Below are 20,452 nucleotides of genomic sequence, written 5' to 3'. Positions count from 1 at the left end.
TTATGAGGGGATTGAAGAATCTTTTGCAGGCAGTAGCATTCCCAGGACCAGCCAGTATTATTGTGATGCATATTGCAGCTGGCAGAGAGGCTCAAATGAGGTAGCTAACAGGTTTATCCGAAGATTCTTACCTAAAGGCACAAGTTTCAGAGGAATCAAAAGAACCCTGGTAAAAAAGATTCAGGAATTCATAAATACTTACCCCAGAAAAATGTTTGATTATGGGAATTCAGATGAAATATTCAGAGAAAAATTAAGTTTTAGTATGTAAAAACATTGAAGGTACAGGTAATTTTAAAAAAATCAAAAAAACCGTGCATTGCAACTTGCAATTCACCTTTTTTGAAAATAGCTAAAATTAGTTTGACTTTAGTGATTCTCTAAGATATACTAGAATAGTTAATCAAAAGTAATTTAATAAATAATATAGCAATTAGCCCTGACTATATAATTTTAGTCGGGGTTTTTCATTGTCATTGCATAAGGCAAGTGTATTTAATCAAGCTAGAATAGTTGTATTTATTCTCAGCTAAGTTAATTATTTATTAAATAAATTGGCAGTACTAAGTTAAGAGTACTAAAAAATAGTGCTAAAAGCACTAAACTAAATTAAGGAAGTGGAAATAAATTTGCAAAAGATTAAATTTAATGAGTTAGATGTTTCAAAGGAAATTTTACAAGCAGTTGAGGAAATGGGATTTGAAGAAACTACACCTATTCAGGCAAAAGCAATTCCGGCTATTTTGAATGGAGAAGACATTGTTGGTCAGGCTCAAACCGGAACGGGTAAAACTGCTGCTTTTGGGATTCCTCTTTTAGAATCTGTTGATGATAGTGATAATAATGTACAGACTATAATTCTCTGTCCAACTAGAGAACTGGCAATTCAAGTTGCAGAAGAATTAAAGCAGCTGGCTAAATATAAAAATCGTCTTTATACTTTACCTGTTTATGGGGGACAATCAATCAATCGACAAATTAGAGCTCTTAAAAAAGGAGTTCAGATTGTAATTGGTACTCCTGGTCGGGTAATGGACCATATTAGAAGGGGAACATTAAAGTTAAATAAAGTTAACTATTTTGTTTTAGATGAAGCAGATGTTATGCTTGATATGGGATTTATTGATGATATAGAATCAATTTTACGTGATATACCTGATCAAAGACAAACTCTCTTCTTTTCAGCTACAATTCCCCGTCAAATTAAGAGATTAAGCAAAAAGTATCAGAAAAAATCAAATTTTGTTAAAGTAGCTCACGAAAATTTGACTGTTCCTTCAATTGAACAGCTATATTATGAAATTAGAAGAAATGATAAACTTAAAGCTCTTTCCCGTCTGCTTGATTATACTAATCCTGAATTGGCTATTGTATTTTGTAATACTCGTCGTATGGTAGATGATCTCAATATTAAACTGCAGGCCAGGGGATATCTCTCTGATGCTATCCATGGTGGTTTAAATCAAAATCAGCGTGATCAGGTAATGAATAAGTTTAGAAAAGGAATTATTGAAGTTCTTGTTGCTACGGATGTTGCTGCTAGAGGTATTGATGTTGATAATGTGGAAGCAGTTTTTAATTATGATCTACCTCAGGATACCGATTATTATGTGCACCGAATTGGCAGGACAGGAAGAGCAGGCAAAAGTGGTCAGGCTCATAACTTTGTAGTTGGCAAAGATATTTATAAATTAAGGGATATTCAAAAATATACTAAATCTAAAATTAAAAGATCTGAAATTCCAACTCAAGATGATATTCAGCAGGCACAATTTGATAAATTTAGTGAAGAATTAAGTGACTATATGGATTCAAATAACTTGAGAAAATATATTGAATTAATTGAAGACTTAATTGACGAACGCTATTCTGCTATAGAAATTGCTGCTGCTTTAATGAAAAAATCATTTGAGCGAGAAAATGAAGCGGAAGCAAATAATGAGGCAAGTTTTGGTGATACTGGAGCTGAGCCAGGAATGGTTAGATTGTTTATCAATATTGGTAAAAAAGATCGTGTTTCTCCTCGTCATATTGTAGGTGCAATTGCTGGTGAGACTGGTATGTCTGGATCTTTAATTGGAGCTATTGATATTTATGATAACTTTACCTTTGTTGAAGTACCAAGAGAAAAAGGTCATGAAGTTTTACAAATTATGAAAGATAACTATATTAAGGGTAACAAAATTAATATTGAAGCTGCCCGGGCTAAATAGTCTCTAAATTAAATTATAAAACTAATAAACTGCTGTTGATTATAATAATCAACAGCAGTTTTTTTAATTTAAAGCTCAGTGACAGAGCTTCTTTCAATTAAATTTGTTGAAACTAAAAATTGGATTGGAATATTTAATTCTTTATCCTGTCCTTCAATTCTTTCAATTAATCTCTTTACAGCCAATTTTCCAATTGCCATTTTAGGAATATTCATTGTAGTTAGCGGAGGATTTGTATAGGCTGCCATATCAATATTATCATAAGAGATAATTGATATATCAGCCGGTACTTTTAAACCTCTTTCGTGGATAGCTCGCATAATTCCAATAGCCATTTGATCACAGGCAGCAAAAACAGCGGTAGGAAGTTCTTCTTCTGTTAATAAATTCTGAACAGCTAAATATGCCTCTTCTTTACCCCATTTGCCATCAATAACCCACTTATCCTGCCAAGTTAAGTTATTATCCTGCATAGCATTTTTAAAGCCTATAAACCTTTTCTCATGATAAAAATCAGGGGCTTCTTTTTCGGCAAAAGATCCACCGACAAAAGCTATTTTGCGGTGCCCTTTATCAATTAAGTACTGAGTAAGCTCATAACCCGCTTTTTCTCTTTCTACTAAAATAACATCTCTGCCCAGATTTTTACGATAAGAATCAATAAAAACTAAATTATCAAATTTTTCCTTTAGCAGTTCCAAAAGATCTTTTTCAATAAAATCACTTACAACTATTATGCCCGATAAATCAGCAGAAATTATTTGATGTTGAGTAGATTGTTTTTGAATATCTTTTTCTGAAAGTGAAAAAGCTAATTGATATCCGCTAGCTTTTATTTCTGTCTCGATAGCTGTTAAGATCACTGAGAAATAAGGATGAGTATAAATATCAGGTGCTGTATTAAAAATTAGTCCAATCTCTTTATTTTTTTTAGAATTACCGTTGGTTTTATTAGTCTTAATATAGCCCATGTCTTTGACATACTTCCAGACACGTTGTTTGGTTTCTTCGTTAACAGGGCTTTCCTGGTCATCATTGATAACTCTTGACACAGTTGCAATTGAAACCCCAGCTTTTTCTGCAATATCTTTTAATGTTACACTCATAAAGATCCTCCTTAAAGCAGGCTTTCCTAATATTATATCATCATTTAACTGTAATTTAAATAGCTTTTACTTTAAGAAGAACAACTTAGATTTGTTTAAAATGCCAGACTTTAGAGCTAAAGTCCCCTTCTAAATTAGAAATTAAAAGACCATGGTTCATTAGTTCATCTCCACCATAAATCTGACCAGAGCTTATTTCTCGATAATCAGCTTCTGATTTAAGTCCTTTTAAGCGCAGTAATTGATCTTTAGAATTAGGTTCTGCCAGAATTTGATAAAAAGCAACTAGCGCTTCTTTTTTATCAGAACTCAAATAGGACCAGGCAGTAAAATTACTATTAAAAGGACTTAATAATCGATAAAAGTTGCCGAATTGAACTAAATTTCTAATTGATTTATAGTTTTTAATTTGTTCTTTAACAATTTTTAATTCTGAACAATTTAATTTTGTAATATCAAGTTCATAACCAAGATTAGCAAAGCTTGCTACATTGTAACGCATTGCAAGTGATGTACTGCGTTTTACCTGATGATTAGGCACTGCTGAAACATGTGCTCCAAGAGCAGAACTTGGATAAACTACTGAAGTACCAGTCTGAATTTTTAATCTTTCAACAGCATCTGTATCATCACTAGTCCAGGTTTGCGGCATATAATAAAGCATACCTGGATCAAATCGACCACCACCACCAGCACAGCTTTCGAATAATATGTAGGGGAAAGCTTCAGTTATTTCAGCTAAAACTCTATACAAACCAATAATATAGCGATGACTTAGCTCTCGCTGCTGATTAGCTGCAAGTTCTAGAGACCCAAATTCTGTTATTGGTCGGTTCATATCCCATTTAACATAAGAAATATTGGCACTTTCTAAAATATTAGTAACTTTTTCGATTATATAATTTTGTACATCTTTTCTGCTTAAATCTAAAACTAGCTGTTGTCTTGATAAACAATTTTCCCGATCAGGAACTTGAATTACCCATTCTGGATGCTTTCTATATAAGTCGCTATCTGGAGAAACCATTTCTGGTTCAAACCAGAGCCCAAAATCAAGTCCTAATTTATTAATTTCAGCTGCTAAATATTCTAAACCACCAGGTAATTTTTCCTGATTTACATACCAGTCTCCAAGTGAAGAAGAATCATTATTTCTTTTGCCAAACCAGCCATCATCAAGCACAAAAAGTTCTACACCAACTTCAGCGGCAGCTCTGGCCATTTCTAATATTTTAGCTGTATTAAAATCAAAATATGTTCCTTCCCAATTATTAATTAAAACAGGCCTTAACTGATCACGGTATTGTCCTCTAGCTAATCGGCTGCGATAAAGTTTATGATAATTTTGTGACATTTTATTTAGCCCATGTTCAGAATAATTTAAAACAACTTCTGGAGTCTGAAAAGAATCTCCATTTTTTAAAACCCAATTAAAATTAAAGGGGTTAATTCCCATGTTTACTCTTGTTTTACCATAATGATTTTGTTCTACTTGAGCAATAAAATTACCTGAATAAATTAAACTAAATCCATAAACTTCACCGTGATATTCAGCTGCATTTTTATCCATTAGAGCTAAAAAAGGATTTTGCTGATGACTGCTGGCCCCTCTTTTACTGTCAATTGTAGTAATACCCTGATTTAATGATCTCCGGACAAGATTCCGTTCTCTTCCCCAGGCTCCAGAAAGCTGCAGCAGTTCTAACTCTTTATTTTTAAAGTCAATACTCATTGAAAGAGCCCGTTTAAGATTGAGTTCAGTTTGACCTTTATTTTTGAAATTAGCTGAACGGGTGATAATCGGATATTCTTTTAAAATTGTATAGGTTAAAATTACTGTTAAATCGAGCAGCTTATCTTTGAGTACAATATCTATACTATCTGCTTCAGCATCATTTTCTACATAAATTGCTGGTAGGTTAGTTAATTTTTTCTTACCAGGATAAATTTCGTGACTTTGATATTGAAGGTTACTGATGATTGAACCTGTTGTAGTTTCAATTTGATAGGCAGGCTCTCTAAAGTCTGATTGCCCAAAAGAAGGAAATTCTCGAGCAATATTCTCTAATATAAAACCTGTATCATCTTTTTTTGCATAAGCTTCATAGGGGTGAAATTGTGAACTTTGATATCTAACTAGTCTTTCTGCTTTGGCAATTTTTTTCCCCCAGTAAAGATGACCAAGCTGACCATTTTCCAGTATTTTTATTACATAGCTAACTGAATTATTTCTTAAATGAAAAATCTTTTCTTGCTCTGCAAAACTAATCGGCATTTTTTTACCTCCATTAAAATAATTGCTAAATTATTATTATATATTACTTATTAGCTTAATTTGCTTTAATTCCTGTTTATAGCCTTAATTTATTCTTTTTCCAGCAGATGACAGGCAGCAAAGTGACCATCACCATATTCCTTAAATTCTGGCTCTTTAACCGGACATAGGTCAAAAGCTTTGGGACATCTGGGATGGAAACGACAGCCAGATGGTGGATCAACTGGACTCGGCACATCTCCTTCTAAAACTATTCTATCTTTTTTCTTTTTCGGATCTGCTTCCGGGATTGCTGATAGTAAAGACTGGGTATAGGGATGTAGCGGATTATCATAAAGTTCTTTTTTATCTGTTAGCTCAACTATTTTACCCAGATACATTACTGCTACCCGATCACTAATATGTTTAACTACACTTAAATCATGGGCTATAAAGAGATAGGTTAAACCATATTCCTGCTGTAAATCCTGCAGCAGATTAACTACCTGAGCCTGAACTGATACATCCAGGGCTGAAACTGGTTCATCTGCTATAATTAACTTGGGATCAACTGCTAGTGCTCTAGCTACTCCTATTCTCTGTCTCTGTCCACCTGAGAATTCGTGCGGATAACGGTTCATATATTCTGCTCCCAGGCCAACGTTTTCTAATATTTCTTCTACCTTTTGATTGCGTTCTTTTTTGTTTTTAGCCAATTTATGAATATCAATTGGTTCTCCTACTATATCTGCTACTGTCATACGGGGATTTAAAGAAGCATATGGATCCTGAAAAATTATCTGCATATCTCTTCTAATAGCACGCATCTCATTTTTATCAAGTTCCATAATATTTTTACCTTCAAAAACTACTTCTCCCTCAGTTGCTTCTAATAAACGCAGGATAGTTCTACCTGTTGTTGACTTACCACAGCCTGATTCTCCTACTAAACCAAGGGTTTCTCCCTGCTTTACAGCAAATGAAATGTCATCTACTGCTTTAACATGAGCAACTGTCCTTTTAAATACTCCTGCTTTAACAGGAAAGTATTTTTTTAAGTTTTTTACTTCTAATAAGTTTTCTGCCATTATTCTTTTACCCCCTGGTCTGCATAGATTCTTTCTCCTCTAGCTTTGATCTCTTCGAGATCTTTATACCTCCAGCAGCGTACTTTATGGCCTGCTTCTGCATCTATTAGTTCTGGTTCGTCTGTAAAACATTTACCCTCTGCCAGTGGACACCGGGTATTGAATTTACATCCTTCTGGAAAATTTAGTGGAGATGGTACACTTCCTGGAATTGCTTCCAGCCGTTCTACATCTTTATCTAGTTTTGGGATTGAATTCATTAATCCCCAGGTATAAGGATGTTTAGGATCTTCAAATAGCGAATCTACATCTGTATATTCTACTACTTTACCAGCATACATTACTGCTACCCGGTCTGATACTTCTGCAATTACTCCCAGATCATGGGTAATCATCATAATTGCCATTCCATAGCTTTCTTTAAGTGAATTCATCAATTCTAAAATCTGTGCCTGGATTGTTACATCCAACGCAGTCGTTGGTTCATCGGCTATTAGAAGTTGAGGATCACAGCTTAAAGCCATAGCTATCATAACCCGCTGTCTCATCCCACCAGAAAGTTGGTGAGGGTATTCGTCTACTCTTTGTTCTGGCAGCGGTATTCCTACTTTTTGCAGCATTTCTATGGCCTGCTGACGTGCTTCTTTACGCTTAACTCCTTTATGCAGCATAATTGCTTCTATTATTTGATCTCCAACTGTATAAACAGGATTTAAGGAAGTCATTGGTTCCTGGAAGATCATCGAAATATCATTACCTCTAATTTTACGCATTTCTTTTTCGGACAATTTGGTTAAATCTTTGCCCTGAAAGTTAATCTCTCCTCCTTCAATTTTACCTGGAGGTGATTCTACCAGGCGCATAATTGAAAGGGAAGTTACACTTTTTCCACAACCTGATTCTCCTACAATTCCTAGTGTTTCACCAGGATAAATCTCATAATCAACACCATCTACAGCCTTAACTACACCTTCTTCTGTATAAAAGTAAGTTTGTAAGTTCTTTACTTCTACTAATGCTTCTTTACTCAAAAATTCCACCTCCTTAATTACTCTTCGGATCAAGCGCGTCTCGAACTCCATCCCCAAAAAAGTTAATTGATAAAACTGTAAAGAATATAAAGGCTCCAGGAATCATTATCCAGGGATGCTGTCCAATAGTCTGAATATTAGAAGCCTCCTGGAGTAAAACTCCCCAGCTCACCATTGGAGGCTGAATACCAAGGCCAAGATAGCTCAGTGTACTTTCAGCTAAAATTAAACTGGGAATAGTTAAAGTCATTACCACTATAATATGACTAAGACAATTTGGAATTACATGTCTGATAATTATATATAAATGATTTGCTCCTAATGCTTGTGCTGCTTTGACAAACTCCTGTTCTCGGTAACTTAAAACAATTGCTCTTACTTCCCGGGCCAGAAAAGTCCACTGAATTAAGGAAAGTACAACAACTATACCAATAAAGATTAAAATAGGAGGCCAGGTCGTTGGTATGGCAGCACTCAAAGCCATCATTAGCGGCAGCTGAGGAAAGAGCTGGAACATTTCAATAATTCTTTGAATAAATAAGTCAGTTTTGCCGGAAAAATAGCCTGAAATTCCTCCTACTAGTGAGCCAATTACTGCTGAGAGCAAAGAACCAAAAAAAGCAATGAAAATTGAAATTCTACTTCCAAAAATAATACGACTAAAAATATCTCTGCCTAATTTATCTGTGCCAAAAGGGTGAAAACTGCCCCCTTTTTCAACTCCAAACAAATGCAGATTAGATTTAAAAATGCCAAAAAGTTCGTAATCCCAACCTCTAATCATAAATTTCAACTTATACTTTTGCTCTGGATTAATTTCAAATGTTCTGGCCCATGTTTCAGGATCCATACCTTGTTTAATGCCATAGGTAAAAGGGATTAAATTAAATTTACCTGTTTCATCTTTAAAATTTAAAGGTTGAGGTGGCATATAAGCACCCTCATAATTTGGTTTAGTGTAATCATAAGGACTAAAAAAAGGTGCGAAAATGCTTAATACTAAAAGTAATAAAACAACTAGACCGCCAAACATACCTAATTTATGTTTTTTATAACGGCGCCAGATTTTTGCTCGATTGCTCAAATATTTTTTTTCTTTTTCCTTTTTTACTTTTTCCACTTTTTCCACCTCTCCAATTTAATTATATCTAACTCTGGGATCAACCCAGGCTAGTGCAATATCTGCCAGTAAATTACCAATAATAAGTATAACTGCAATCATCATTAAAAAACTGCCTGCTAAATACATATCTTGGTTTACTAATGCGTTATAAAAAGCAGGACCAGTAGTAGGAAGGTCAAGTACTATACTGGTAATCATTTCGCCTGTAATTAAAAATGGTAAAGCAGATCCCATTGACATAACAATTGGTTTAATAGCATTTTTAACTGCATGTTTATAAATAACAGTACGATTTTTTAAACCTTTTGCTTTAGCAGTCTGGATATACTGCAGACCTAAAACATCTAAGAGATTTGATCTCATAACTCTCATATTACGGGCTGTACCTGCAAAACCTACAATTGTAACTGGCAGCCAGAGATGTTTAATTAAATCTAAAACTCTTGCCATACTCCAGGGAGCCATAATATATTGATCAGAAAATAATCCACCTACTCCTAGTCCTAGTTTAAATGAAAAAAGATACATCATAAAGATTGCTAAAAAGAAAGCTGGAATTGAAACACCTAAAAAAGCCAAAATTGTAAAAAAATAATCTGCCGCTGAATATTGGTGAGTAGCTGAAAATATACCAATTAGTATTCCTACAAAAACAGAAATAAAATGGCAAAGTCCAGCAATCAATAATGTATAACCAAGCCTGCCCCAGATTACTTTAGCAACAGTTTTAGAATAAAAAAATGAATAACCAAAATCTCCATGAACAACAATATTTTTAATCCAATTATAATATTGAACTAGAAATGGTTTATCAAGTCCATATTTTTCCCTCATTTGATCGGCCATTTTTTCTGCTTCAGATGTTGTAAGTCCAGCTTGACTTGTCAGCTGATTTTGGTATGATGTCATATAATCTCCTGGGGGAAGAGTTAAAATAAAAAATGCTATTAAACTAACTACAATCAACATTGGAATTGATAATAATGATCTTCTAATTATGTAACTAATCACTTCCGATAGCCTCCTTAATATTGTTAGTTTATCTTTTTTTAATTATTAAAATATATTTTTTAATTAATAAGAGGAAGTTAAAACTTCCTCTTATTAATTTTATTTTAGCTTATTTTTGGCAGCTCTATTTTAAAGGCAGCTGCCAGGAACGGTTATTATAATCTGTTTTAGTTGGAATGGTATCCTGAAACATAGTTGGAAATTGTTCTGTTTTATCTACATATAAAATTTGAACTGGAATACTATTAATAGTCCAGTTATACATATAAGGAGGGATATCTGGCTGCCAATTTTTAATTCTTTTGTGTAAACCAGTTCCTCTTCTTACTTCATAGACACCAACTGTATATACATTTTCTGTATATATTTTTAATATTTTTTGAAACATTGCTTTTCTTTCTGCAGGGTCAGCTACATAACGAGCTTCTTTCATAATTTGCTGAATTTCTTTTTCGAAATCAAGCAGGTCTCGCTTTCCGCCGGCAGAAGCATAATGCCAATCAGGAGAATTATTTCTAAAAGGACCGAAAAGTTCCATTTGAATAAAAGGAATGGCAGAATCTAACCGATTGAAATACATTTCAAAATTGCCACTGCCAACTCTAGTTGCTACATTGTTAGCTGAAACTAATTTAACTTTAAGGTCAATTCCTACCTCTCTAAACATTGGCTGAATTGCTTCAGCAGCATTAATTACTGCCTGTTGATCCTGATTAATCATCATTTCAATTATCAATTCATCTCCAGCTATTTTGCTGTCAGCTGGCCAGTTTAAAATACCATCATTATTACTATCTTTAAACCCAAGTTCAGCTAAATTTTTTCGAGCCTGTTCTGGATTATATTCATATTTGATGACACTATCTTCATCATAGTAAGAGGATCCACTAGGATAACCACCATACCAGGGCTGAATTAGAGGTCCTGGAAAAGCTACATTTGCTATCGCATTTCTATTAATTGTTTCAGAGATACTTTCTCTAAATAATTTTTTTCTGAATAACTCTCTTAATTCAGCTTCACGATCATTATTGACACTGAGATAACGTGACAGATTCATTGAAATTTGATAACCCATCCCAAAGGGACCAAACTCAATTTTAAAGGGAGCATCTTTTTTTAGGGAAGCCTGTTTAACCATACTGAAAGTCGAAGGGTTTTCCAAATTTGTCCGATCAGTTGCATTCCCGATTAAATTTAAAGTTCTAATATCACCAGATTCAACTTCATTATAGCGAACTTCACTTAGGTATGGTAACTGATTACCTGCTTCATCAACCTGCCAGTAATATGGGTTACGAACCATAACTAACTGTTGACCTGGTTCATATTTTGTAGGAACCCAGGGTCCCAATGTAACAGCAGGTAAATCATCGGGTGGAGTTGCATTAACAAAGTCATCATAACTTGCATCTGGATTGTAATCAGGATGAAAATGCTGATAAATGTGTTTAGGTGATACAGCAAAATCTAGATAGTCCATATTATAAAAAACATGAACAGGTTTTTTAACTCCAAAATGCCATTTAATTGTATAATCATCTATTTTTTCTAATGTAGTTTGCTGCCCACCATAAATCCAGGCATCTTTGCTGCCAAAAGTAGGTATATTATCATTTAAAATTAAATCATTATAAGTAAATAAGACATCATCAGCAGTGAATGCTTCACCATCTGACCACTTAACCCCTTCTACTAAATGCATTGTTAAGTTTTTGCCATCTTCTGACCATTCCCAACTTGTTGCTAGATTTGGTAGCGGATCAGGTTGTTTTAACATCCACATCGGCCCAGATACTACTAAAGATTCCTGTACCATTTGAGTAATTCCATACCAGCCTTGAGTTTTTTGAGCACCCCAATTCCAACTTGCTACAGGAACTGCAAAAGTCCCACGCCAAATTCCGCCATATTGACCAATTCCATTTGCCATAATATTTGTTTTAATTATCCGGGGCTTTTCAGGGAGACGTTTTTCGACTGATGGCAGCTGTCCCTGCTCTACTAATTTTTTTAATTCAGGAGCTTCATTATATGAGTTAAGTTTCTCATAGGTCCACATCTGCTCTTTAGTAAACTGACCGGCAAACTTTTTGTCTTGAGCACCTGCCAGGGGAACAGCTAAGAAAACAACTATGATTAAAATTAGAATTGATAATTTTTGTTTAAACATTTTTTCCTCCTTTATTTTTCTTTAGATTTTGAATTTTTTGTTATCTGAGTTAAGTTTAAACTTAAATTTATCATTCCTCCTTAATAATCTTATAAACTTATTAGCTTATTTTTATAATTTAGCCAGCTGTCTAATTAATAATATTCAATACTAAAAAGTTAATTCCTTCTTTTTTCATGAAATTATTTCAATTTTTTTCATGAAAAATTGAAATAATTTCATGAATTGCTTTAAATATTTATTTTAATTACTATATAAAAAGCCTGGCTCAATTTGAGCCAGGCTTTTTATATAGTTAGATTATTTAGTTTTAAATGAGAATTATTTTAATTAAGCTTTAAATTTTTATAGTCTTTATTGATATTTATTAAGCTGCATAATTTTATAATATAATTCTTCTGCCTCTAAAGCCATATTTTCAATGGAATAATTTTCAGCCATTTTTCTGGCATTGCAAGAAGTTTGTTGATAATTATCTTTATCAGTAAGCAGTTCTATAATTTTATTACTCCACTGTTCAATGTTTTCATCTGTTTTAAACCCATTATAATTATTTTCTATTACATCATCAATTCCACTTGATTTAACTGCTATTACTGGATTATAACCAGCCATAGCTTCTAACAAAACCATTCCTTGAGTTTCGGTAGTTGAAGCAAATACAAAGAGATCTGCTGCCAGATAATATTTAGCCATTTCTCTAAAATCAACTGAACCTATTAATTCAACTCTTTCTGCTAAATTGTTATCTATTAAATATTTTTCTAGATCTTCTTTTTCAGAACCACTGCCAATAATTATTAATTTAAAATTAAGCTCAGTTTTAATTGCTAACTGTTTAATTCCTTTTAATAGAAAATAAAGATTTTTTTCTTTAGATAATCTGGAGACAGAAATTAGTAAATGATCTGCTGTTCCAATTAATTCATCTCTTAAACTTTTAATTTCACTTTGTTTATGCTGATAATAATCAAAGTCTATTCCAGTTGGCATGACTTTAATATGACGACTTACCCCGACATTACGCAGATATTCTTTAGTCGAATCTGTTGGTGCAAAAACTGCATCTGTTTTATTAGCAAAATTTTTGATCAAAAAATGTGATAAACGGTTAGCAAAAAACTTACGCAAAAATAAAATATTAGGTACATAATGGGCATATTTTTCTAAGCGGGTATGATAGGTAAATGCAGTTGGCAATTTACTTTTTTGTGCCAGCTGACGTCCCCGACTGCCAAGCCAGAAAGGATGATGACAGTGAACTACATCAAAGTTTGCTGCTTTAAATTTCTTTTTAATGGCTGGAGAGAAAATATTAGTAACTGGAAAATCAAGGCCAGCTTCTTGATAATAATAAATTGAACTACAGCGAATAATATTTGCTTCGTCCTTAGTATCTTCTTTATATTTAGGAGCAAAAATTGTTACCTGATGGCCTCTTTCTCGCAGTGCTTTAGCCAGTCGTTGAATTGAAATTGGCACTCCCCCAATAACTGGAAAATAGTTATTGGTAAACATTGCAATATTTAATTTTTTCTTTTCAAATTCATTATTAGCATAGGCAAAGTCTCGATAATAATCTACTTCCTTATTAATTTCCCGATGGAGTATATAAAAAACAGTTAAGCCAATAAATAAGACTATCAAAATGTTAAGATAATTAGTGTAGATAAATGACTGCAGTGCTACCCAGATATTAACAATAAACTTAGCTGATGGGCCAGGAATACTTCTAACTTTTTTCACCTGATAGCTAACTCCTTCTGGGCCAATGTTAACCAAAAGATAATGGTAATAGCTGTTATCATCATCTAGAAGTAATTCTCCTCCAGCACCACCAGTTATAAAATAATTTACTCCAGCTACTCTACTCTGCTGAAATAGCTCTAGATTAGAAGAAAATACTGCATCAACTCCATATTTTGCAAAAATATTCTGCAGGCTTTTTCTTTCTTTAAGGTCAGGAATATATTTGACTTTATCATCAACTAAATATTTACCAGCTACTTTCAAAGCAGATTTATTCATAATTATAAACTGATGCTTATATTGTTGGGCAGATTTCAATTCTGTTTCTAGCCACTGGCGCTGCCAGTCTAAATTAGTTGTTCCTGTTGTATCAAGAAAAATAAAATAGGCATTATCAATTTGAAAAGAAAAATAAAAAGGTCCAAAATATTTATAAAAGTTTTTATAACCTTCATCTTTAGTTTCGTTTACGCCTAATGCACTCACAAAAGGTATATTTAGTTTCTGCAGAGTTCTATAAAAAACTCTATATTTACCTTCTTCACTATCTGTCAAGTTATTGCCAGTTGAAAGAATAAAATCAATATTATCTCGATTAAGTTGATTAACAATTCTTTTATCAAAAATAGAAATTGAATTCTCTATATTACCAACAACTGCAAAAGAATAATTATCTACCTGTAGTTGTTCTTTGATTTGATCAATATTTTTTAAGTTAACTGATTTAAAATCTTGAATGGTATAGGGAGCGTAAATTTTATAGCTAATTAAAACAATCAAAATAATAATCATTGTTAACAAAAAGATTTTGCTTTTATTTTTCATTAGTGGAGTCTCCTCGCAAAACAAAATAGATAAAGACTAATACACCTATAAAAATACCAATATATTTACTAAAAAATCTCCAGTAAAATAATAAAGGGAAAATATCATTCCGATCTACAAAACGAGAAAAAAGTAATGAATACCCTCCTTCAGCTATGCCAGCTGCACCAGGAGTAGGGGCAAAATACATAATAAAAACTACTAAAATTTGTAGAGAAACAATATGGACAAAAGGAATTTGATACCCCAGCCCAATTAATAATAAATATGAAAAAGAAAATTCTGCCAGCAGAAAAATAATAGTAAAGAAGATCGCTAAAAATACATATATCTTTTTACCTTGAATAAAAAAAGCAAGATCTTCCGCAAAAAGTTTTAAATGTTGAAAAGTAAATCTAATAATTATTTTAAATCTTTTTTTAGTTAATAAATGACGATCTTTTAAAAATGATAATATTTTATAAATTAATTTCATTAGTAATTGGTTTTTAAAAATTAAAAAATAAAATACTGAAATATATAAACCAATAAAAATTATTAAATAAAGATATAAATAATGACCAGAAAGAAATTTAACCATATTTTTATTTCTAAAAATAATAAAAGGTACATTAACAAATAAAATTATAGCTGATAATAAAGTTCTGATTAAAACTGCAGCACTAGAAGTTCCCAGAGGAACATTATTTTTCTGTAAAAAATAAGCTTGAGCTACTCCGCCACCAGTTGCCAGTGGGGTAATATTGGAAACAAAAATGTTAATAAAAACTAATTTATAAATTTCCCAAAAAGAAATTTCTGCTTTTAAAGTTTTTAAAACAAAATATAAGCGCAGTGCATCAAATAAATAGTAAAAGAAAAGTAATATAATCAGTGAAGTAATTATTGGGAGAGGAAAATTAAAGATTATCTCAAGACTCTTTTCATCTGCATAAACTTGATAAATATAAAATAAAGCTGCTGCCGAGATTAGAAAAAAGAGGCCTGAGTAAAGGAGATAATTTTTTAAATTAAAAAATTGGGATAGATTATTGTTTTCATTTTGTTCAGCCATCTTCTGACCTCCAGAATAAATTTAACTTAAATAAAATATAATTATAAGGACTATAAGAGCCAGTATTAAAACAATTATATTATATTATAGTTAAAAAGTAAATTTACTAAATAGTAGAAATTAGGGACAATTTCTGACAAGAAAAAATCCAATTATATTATAATTGGATTTAAAATTACAGCTGTTTTATTTTAGAACAGGATTTTCTAATAATAAGTTGGCTAGGAATTATAGTTGAGGTTGGTTCTTTAATTTTTTTGTTAATAATAGCAATTAAAAGTTCTGTTGCTTTGTTGCCTAATAAATAAATATTAATGTCTACTGTAGTTAGAGGTGGAGAAATTAATTTAGAAACTGGATTATTATTAAAACCAATAATTGAAATATCATTCGGTATTTTAATGTTAAGATCATTCATGGCCTGAATAATAGTGTAAGCCATTGTATCACTCATTCCATAAAAAGCAGTAACTTCAGGATGGTTTTTAATTATTTTTTGAGACTGCAGATAAATATTTTGATAATTAATTTTTTTTAACAAGATAATTAAGTCTTCTCGAACAGGAATATTTTTAGCCGAAAAGGCCTGCCGATATCCCTGAATTCTATCTATGTTCATTGTATAATTTTTAGGACCACTAATTATCGCTATTTGGCGATGACCATTTTCGACTAAATATTCTACTGCCTGCTGACTGGCTTGAATATTATTATTATTAACCCAATAATAGTCTTCTTTATTTTCAGGACGACCAACAATTACAAAAGGGAAATTTAATGCCTTTAATTCTTTAATTAGCTGATCATTTTTTTGAGCTCTCAATAATAAAATTCCATCAACCTGTTTCCCTTTTACAGCGTTTAAAACAGTTTCCTTTTCTTTTTCAGCTCGATCGCTTGTTAAAAGCAGCAGATTAAAACCCTTGCTGTTTGCTAAAACTCCAATTGCTCTTAAGATTTCAGAATAAAATGGGTCAGCAAAAGCTTCTTCACTTGAGTAAGGAATTACTAAACCAAGATTATGAGAGCGCTGTTTAACTAAATTACGCGCGTTTAAATTCGGGTGATAACCAATTTCTTTCATAATACTTCTTACTTTTTGCTTAGTTTCTGCACTAATACGAGAGCTATCATTAATAACTCTAGATACTGTTGAAGGAGCTACTCCAGCTTTTTTTGCTACATCTTTTAATGTGGGCATAAATATCAATCCTTAAGTTAAAATAAATTATCTTAACTATAATTATATAGTAATTTAACTAAAAGGACAAAACAGATAACTAATTAGCCTTTAACCCCTCCCAGAGTTAAGCCTCCAACTAAATATCTTGATAAGATTAAAAAAATAGCCATGACAGGCAACATAATCATAACTGAAGCTGCCGCAAATTGTGACCAGGCAGTATTAAACTGTCCAGCTAAATTAGTTAAACCTACTGGTAAAGTATATAAATTATTATCAGTCATTACTACTCGGGCAACCATATATTCATTCCAGGCAGTCATAAACGAAAACAAAGCAGTAATTACCAGAGCTGGTTTAGCAAGAGGTAAAATTATTTTATAGAAAGCTTGAAATTGATTTAAGCCATCAACTAAGGCTGCTTCTTCTAGACTCTCTGGAATAGTATCATAGTATCCTTTCATCTGCCAGACACAGAGTGGTAAAGCAGTTGATGAATACATAATAATTAATCCTAGATGTGCCTTAGCTAGTCCTAAAAAAGGAATAAGCTGCTGTTGCTCAGTTAAGCCAAATTTTGCCAGCAGTAAATACATCGGAAGTAAAAGCATAGTACTTGGAAACATCTGAGTAATTAGAAAAAAAGTTAAACCTGCTTTACGGCCAGGAAATTTTTTGCGAGAAAAAACATAACCTGCAGTAGCAGCCAGTGAAACTCCTACAATTACTGTAAATAAAGTTACTAAAAATGAATTACGCAGCCAGATTAAAAAGTTCTTTTCAAAAATAAGTTCTTTATAAGCAGCAAAGGTAGCGTGTTTGGGGATAATTGCTAGACTTGTTGAGTGTAGAGCATTATCTGGTCTAAGCGAAGTTCCAAAAACTCTTAAAGCTGGATAAAGAGCAATTATTACTGAAATTATCAAAAATAAATGAAAACAAACTTTTTTTAATTTACTATCTTTTTTAACCGACATCAGTTAAGTTCCTCCTTTAATTAATCTAATTTTCTCCAATATAATCAATAAAAGTAATTGCCCAAATAAATAGAATTATGAAGATAATTACTGAGAAAGCCGCTGCATAACCATACTTATAAAATTCAAATGCTGACCGATAAACATGAGTTACTAAAATATCAATTTTATTAGTTAAAGTGTTTTGGGTTAATAGATAAATAACCCTTAAATTATTAAAAGTCCAGACAACTCCTAAAATAACAGCTGGAGCCATAACAGGCTTTAATAATGGCAGAGTTATATGTTTAATTTGCTGCCAATTGCTTGCTCCATCTATTTCAGCTGCTTCGTAAAAATTAGGGTCAATGCTTTGTAAGCCTCCCAGAGCAATCATCATCATAAAAGGAATTCCCAACCAGATATTAACAATTAAAGCAGCCGAAAAACCAGTTCCTGCCTGACTTAACCAGGCGACTCCGGGTATACCAAATCTTCTGAGTAGTAAATTAACTGCTCCATAGCGAAAGTTAAACATTCCTTTCCAGATTAAAACTACTATATATTGTGGAATAGCCCAGGGGATTACCAACAATGTTCTATAAATTGGTTTAAACATTAAATCATGTTCAAGAATTAAAGCATATATTATACCAAAAGTTAAGTGAGCAATCACATTAATGACAGTCCAGATAATAGTCCTTAATAAAATTATCCAGAAAGAACTCTGAGTGATAATTTCTGAAAAATTACTTAAGCCAATATAAGTTAATTTACCAGATTTGATAAACTGCCTCATATTATACATATTTAGATTAGAAAAAGCTAATCTAAAATTATAAAAAAAGGGATAAATTACTACAAATAAAACTACGATAAAAGCAGGTAATAACATTAAATAAGAAAATTTATATTGACGCCAGAAACTTTTAAGTGCCAGACTACCAGATTTAAAAGATTCATCATTTTCTTTATTCATTAATCGGCCTCCTTAGGTTCCATTTTTAGTTAAATATAAATTGCCAGGGGGACTATTCCCCCCTGACTATTTGTTCTTATCTCATTCCTTTAATATTTTCTTCAGCAGCTTGCTGCATTTGTTTAGCTGCTGCTTTTGGGCTAAGATCATTGCTCATTACACTTTGTAAAGCAGGTCTAATTGCATCCCAGATTCCTCTCATTTCTGGAATTACTGGCATAGCACGTCCATTGCGCAGTTGTTGAGCAGACCCCAGCATAATAGGATCATTCTGGATTTGAGGAAGCTGATAAGCAGCTGAATTAGATGGTAAAAAATTATTATTTACAAAAAGTTCCTGGGCAGCAATATTTGTCATAAAATCGATGAATTTTAATACAGCGATTTGTTTTTCCTGATTTAAATCTGTCAGCATAATAAATCCTTTGCCACTGGTCATTGGTTGCCCAAATTTATTTGTAGCTTCAAATTTTGGAATTGGTGCAACTCCCAGCTCAATATTTTCATTATTTCGATAACTATCTAAAGCCCAATCGCCGTTGATAATAAAAGCTACATTACCTTCTTTAAATAAGCTATCTGCCAGCTGATCATCAGATTCTTTTGGAACTATTTTATATTTATATTTTAAGTCATGAACAAATTGAAGTGCTGCTACAGTTGCTTTAGTATTTAGGGTAGGCTGATAATTACTGTCAAAAACCCAGCCTCCTAGACCACCTTGAAAAGCAACCCACCAAAAAGGTTCGTTTAAATTATAAGCTAAACCATATTGGTCATTTAAACCATCTCCATTCCGATCGATCGTTTGTGCTTGAGCTATTTTGATTAATTCAGACCAGGTAGTCGGTGCGTTTTTCACCATTTTTTTATTATACATTAGCATTAAATGATTGCCCATTGTTAAAGGAATACCATAAAGATTCCCATTTAAACTCATTCCCGGTAAAGCAGATTTAATAAATTTATTTTTCAATTCATTGCTTGCTAAATTATCAAGTGGTTGAGCAATTCCCATAATTGAAAAAGGGCCTATATGATCAAAAGGACTTAAAACTAAATCTGGTCCTTGTCCCCCCATAAAAGCAGTTTGTGTATTTTGACGTAAATCTTCTACAGTTCCAGCATGGGTCCTCTCTACTGTTATTTGGGGATTATTTTCTTCAAATTTTTTAATTAAGGGATCTAAGATTTCTTCATCAATTTTTGCTTCATCAGCTTCCCAGAATTTTATAGTTACCTTATTTTCCAGATTTTGTTGATCTAAAGCTTGATTTTGAGCCAGGACATTGACCGGAACTAAGAATAAAGTTAAACCAATGATTAGAAATAAAATACTAAAAACTAAATTTTTCATAATAATTCCTCCTCGTATAATATACTTAGTGATATTGAAATATATCACCATTTAAATATAAACTTTCTTGTTTCCATTAATTTTAGATTTAGTCCCTGATATAATGATATTTAAAGATATCCAGGGTAGATTTTGATCCCCCTTGTGGCATGTAATTACATGACTACTTTAAAAGTCTGATCCCCTGAGACTGATATGAACTCCTAACACGTATGCTGTGTCCTATTTGTTTTCTGCTGCTTTAGCAGGCAGCTGCCTTTGTACTCAAAACTTACTGGTGAACACTAATGGCGAGGCTGTTGAACTCTCAGTTTTTCAGGGACTAAATCTGGTTATCTTTTTTAGACTCC

At 32.5% G+C, this 20,452-nt stretch carries 15 protein-coding genes; 2 read left to right on the top strand and 13 right to left on the bottom strand.

From position 1 onward, the window contains the following. Window positions 1-271 (top strand): IS30 family transposase (locus tag BMZ74_RS14620; RefSeq protein WP_143070148.1); only part of this gene is annotated, 271 nt, incomplete at its 5' end. Between the two features lie 358 nt (window positions 272-629). After that, entirely contained in the window at window positions 630-2,213 is a 1,584-nt protein-coding gene (locus tag BMZ74_RS12260; protein WP_089862513.1) for a DEAD/DEAH box helicase, read from the top strand. 68 nt (window positions 2,214-2,281) lie between these two features. On the opposite strand, the gene BMZ74_RS12255 is transcribed toward BMZ74_RS12260, so the two are convergent. The 13 genes from BMZ74_RS12255 to BMZ74_RS12195 all read right to left on the bottom strand — a co-directional run bounded on the left by BMZ74_RS12255 (window position 2,282) and on the right by BMZ74_RS12195 (window position 20,102). Next, window positions 2,282-3,319, bottom strand: coding sequence for a LacI family DNA-binding transcriptional regulator (locus BMZ74_RS12255; RefSeq protein WP_089862512.1), 1,038 nt, complete (start codon window positions 3,317-3,319; stop codon window positions 2,282-2,284). Between the two features lie 85 nt (window positions 3,320-3,404). After that, window positions 3,405-5,594 carry an alpha-galactosidase gene (locus tag BMZ74_RS12250; RefSeq protein WP_089862511.1) on the bottom strand — a complete coding sequence of 730 codons (2,190 nt, stop codon included), beginning with the start codon at window positions 5,592-5,594 and terminating at the stop codon, window positions 3,405-3,407. An 89-nt stretch (window positions 5,595-5,683) separates the two neighbouring features. After that, entirely contained in the window at window positions 5,684-6,661 is a 978-nt protein-coding gene (locus tag BMZ74_RS12245) for an ABC transporter ATP-binding protein (protein ID WP_089860437.1), read from the bottom strand. Continuing rightward, complete coding sequence (locus BMZ74_RS12240; RefSeq protein ID WP_089862510.1) at window positions 6,661-7,692, bottom strand: ABC transporter ATP-binding protein; 1,032 nt, start codon at window positions 7,690-7,692, stop codon at window positions 6,661-6,663. Before BMZ74_RS12240 ends, BMZ74_RS12245 begins: the two co-directional genes overlap by 1 nt. A gap of 13 nt (window positions 7,693-7,705) precedes the next feature. Next, window positions 7,706-8,812, bottom strand: coding sequence for an ABC transporter permease (locus BMZ74_RS12235; protein WP_245750886.1), 1,107 nt, complete (start codon window positions 8,810-8,812; stop codon window positions 7,706-7,708). A gap of 18 nt (window positions 8,813-8,830) precedes the next feature. After that, on the bottom strand, window positions 8,831-9,826 hold the full coding sequence (locus BMZ74_RS12230; protein WP_089862508.1) for an ABC transporter permease: 996 nt from the start codon (window positions 9,824-9,826) through the stop codon (window positions 8,831-8,833). A 124-nt stretch (window positions 9,827-9,950) separates the two neighbouring features. Beyond that, window positions 9,951-11,999 (bottom strand): ABC transporter substrate-binding protein, encoded by a 2,049-nt coding sequence (locus tag BMZ74_RS12225; RefSeq protein WP_089862507.1) that lies wholly within the window; start codon window positions 11,997-11,999, stop codon window positions 9,951-9,953. A gap of 354 nt (window positions 12,000-12,353) precedes the next feature. Continuing rightward, window positions 12,354-14,573, bottom strand: coding sequence for a glycosyltransferase (locus BMZ74_RS12220; protein WP_089862506.1), 2,220 nt, complete (start codon window positions 14,571-14,573; stop codon window positions 12,354-12,356). Further along, window positions 14,563-15,627 carry a lysylphosphatidylglycerol synthase transmembrane domain-containing protein gene (locus tag BMZ74_RS12215; RefSeq protein WP_089862505.1) on the bottom strand — a complete coding sequence of 355 codons (1,065 nt, stop codon included), beginning with the start codon at window positions 15,625-15,627 and terminating at the stop codon, window positions 14,563-14,565. Before BMZ74_RS12215 ends, BMZ74_RS12220 begins: the two co-directional genes overlap by 11 nt. A gap of 175 nt (window positions 15,628-15,802) precedes the next feature. After that, window positions 15,803-16,828 (bottom strand): LacI family DNA-binding transcriptional regulator, encoded by a 1,026-nt coding sequence (locus BMZ74_RS12210; protein WP_089862504.1) that lies wholly within the window; start codon window positions 16,826-16,828, stop codon window positions 15,803-15,805. A gap of 83 nt (window positions 16,829-16,911) precedes the next feature. Beyond that, window positions 16,912-17,787, bottom strand: a complete 876-nt coding sequence (locus BMZ74_RS12205) for a sugar ABC transporter permease (RefSeq protein ID WP_089862503.1) — start codon at window positions 17,785-17,787, stop codon at window positions 16,912-16,914. Between the two features lie 25 nt (window positions 17,788-17,812). Next, window positions 17,813-18,745: a carbohydrate ABC transporter permease gene (locus tag BMZ74_RS12200; RefSeq protein ID WP_089862502.1), complete on the bottom strand. Its 933-nt coding sequence runs from the start codon at window positions 18,743-18,745 to the stop codon at window positions 17,813-17,815. A 76-nt stretch (window positions 18,746-18,821) separates the two neighbouring features. Further along, the gene (locus BMZ74_RS12195; protein WP_089862501.1) at window positions 18,822-20,102 is read right to left on the bottom strand and encodes an extracellular solute-binding protein; all 1,281 of its coding nucleotides are present in this window, start codon (window positions 20,100-20,102) and stop codon (window positions 18,822-18,824) included. Between the last annotated feature and the right edge of the window lie 350 nt (window positions 20,103-20,452).

Source organism: Halanaerobium salsuginis (genome assembly GCF_900114545.1).
GTDB classification, from domain to species: domain Bacteria; phylum Bacillota; class Halanaerobiia; order Halanaerobiales; family Halanaerobiaceae; genus Halanaerobium; species Halanaerobium salsuginis.
The sequence above is the reverse complement of the archived record's forward strand: the minus strand, read 5'-3'. Positions and strand labels throughout refer to the sequence as shown.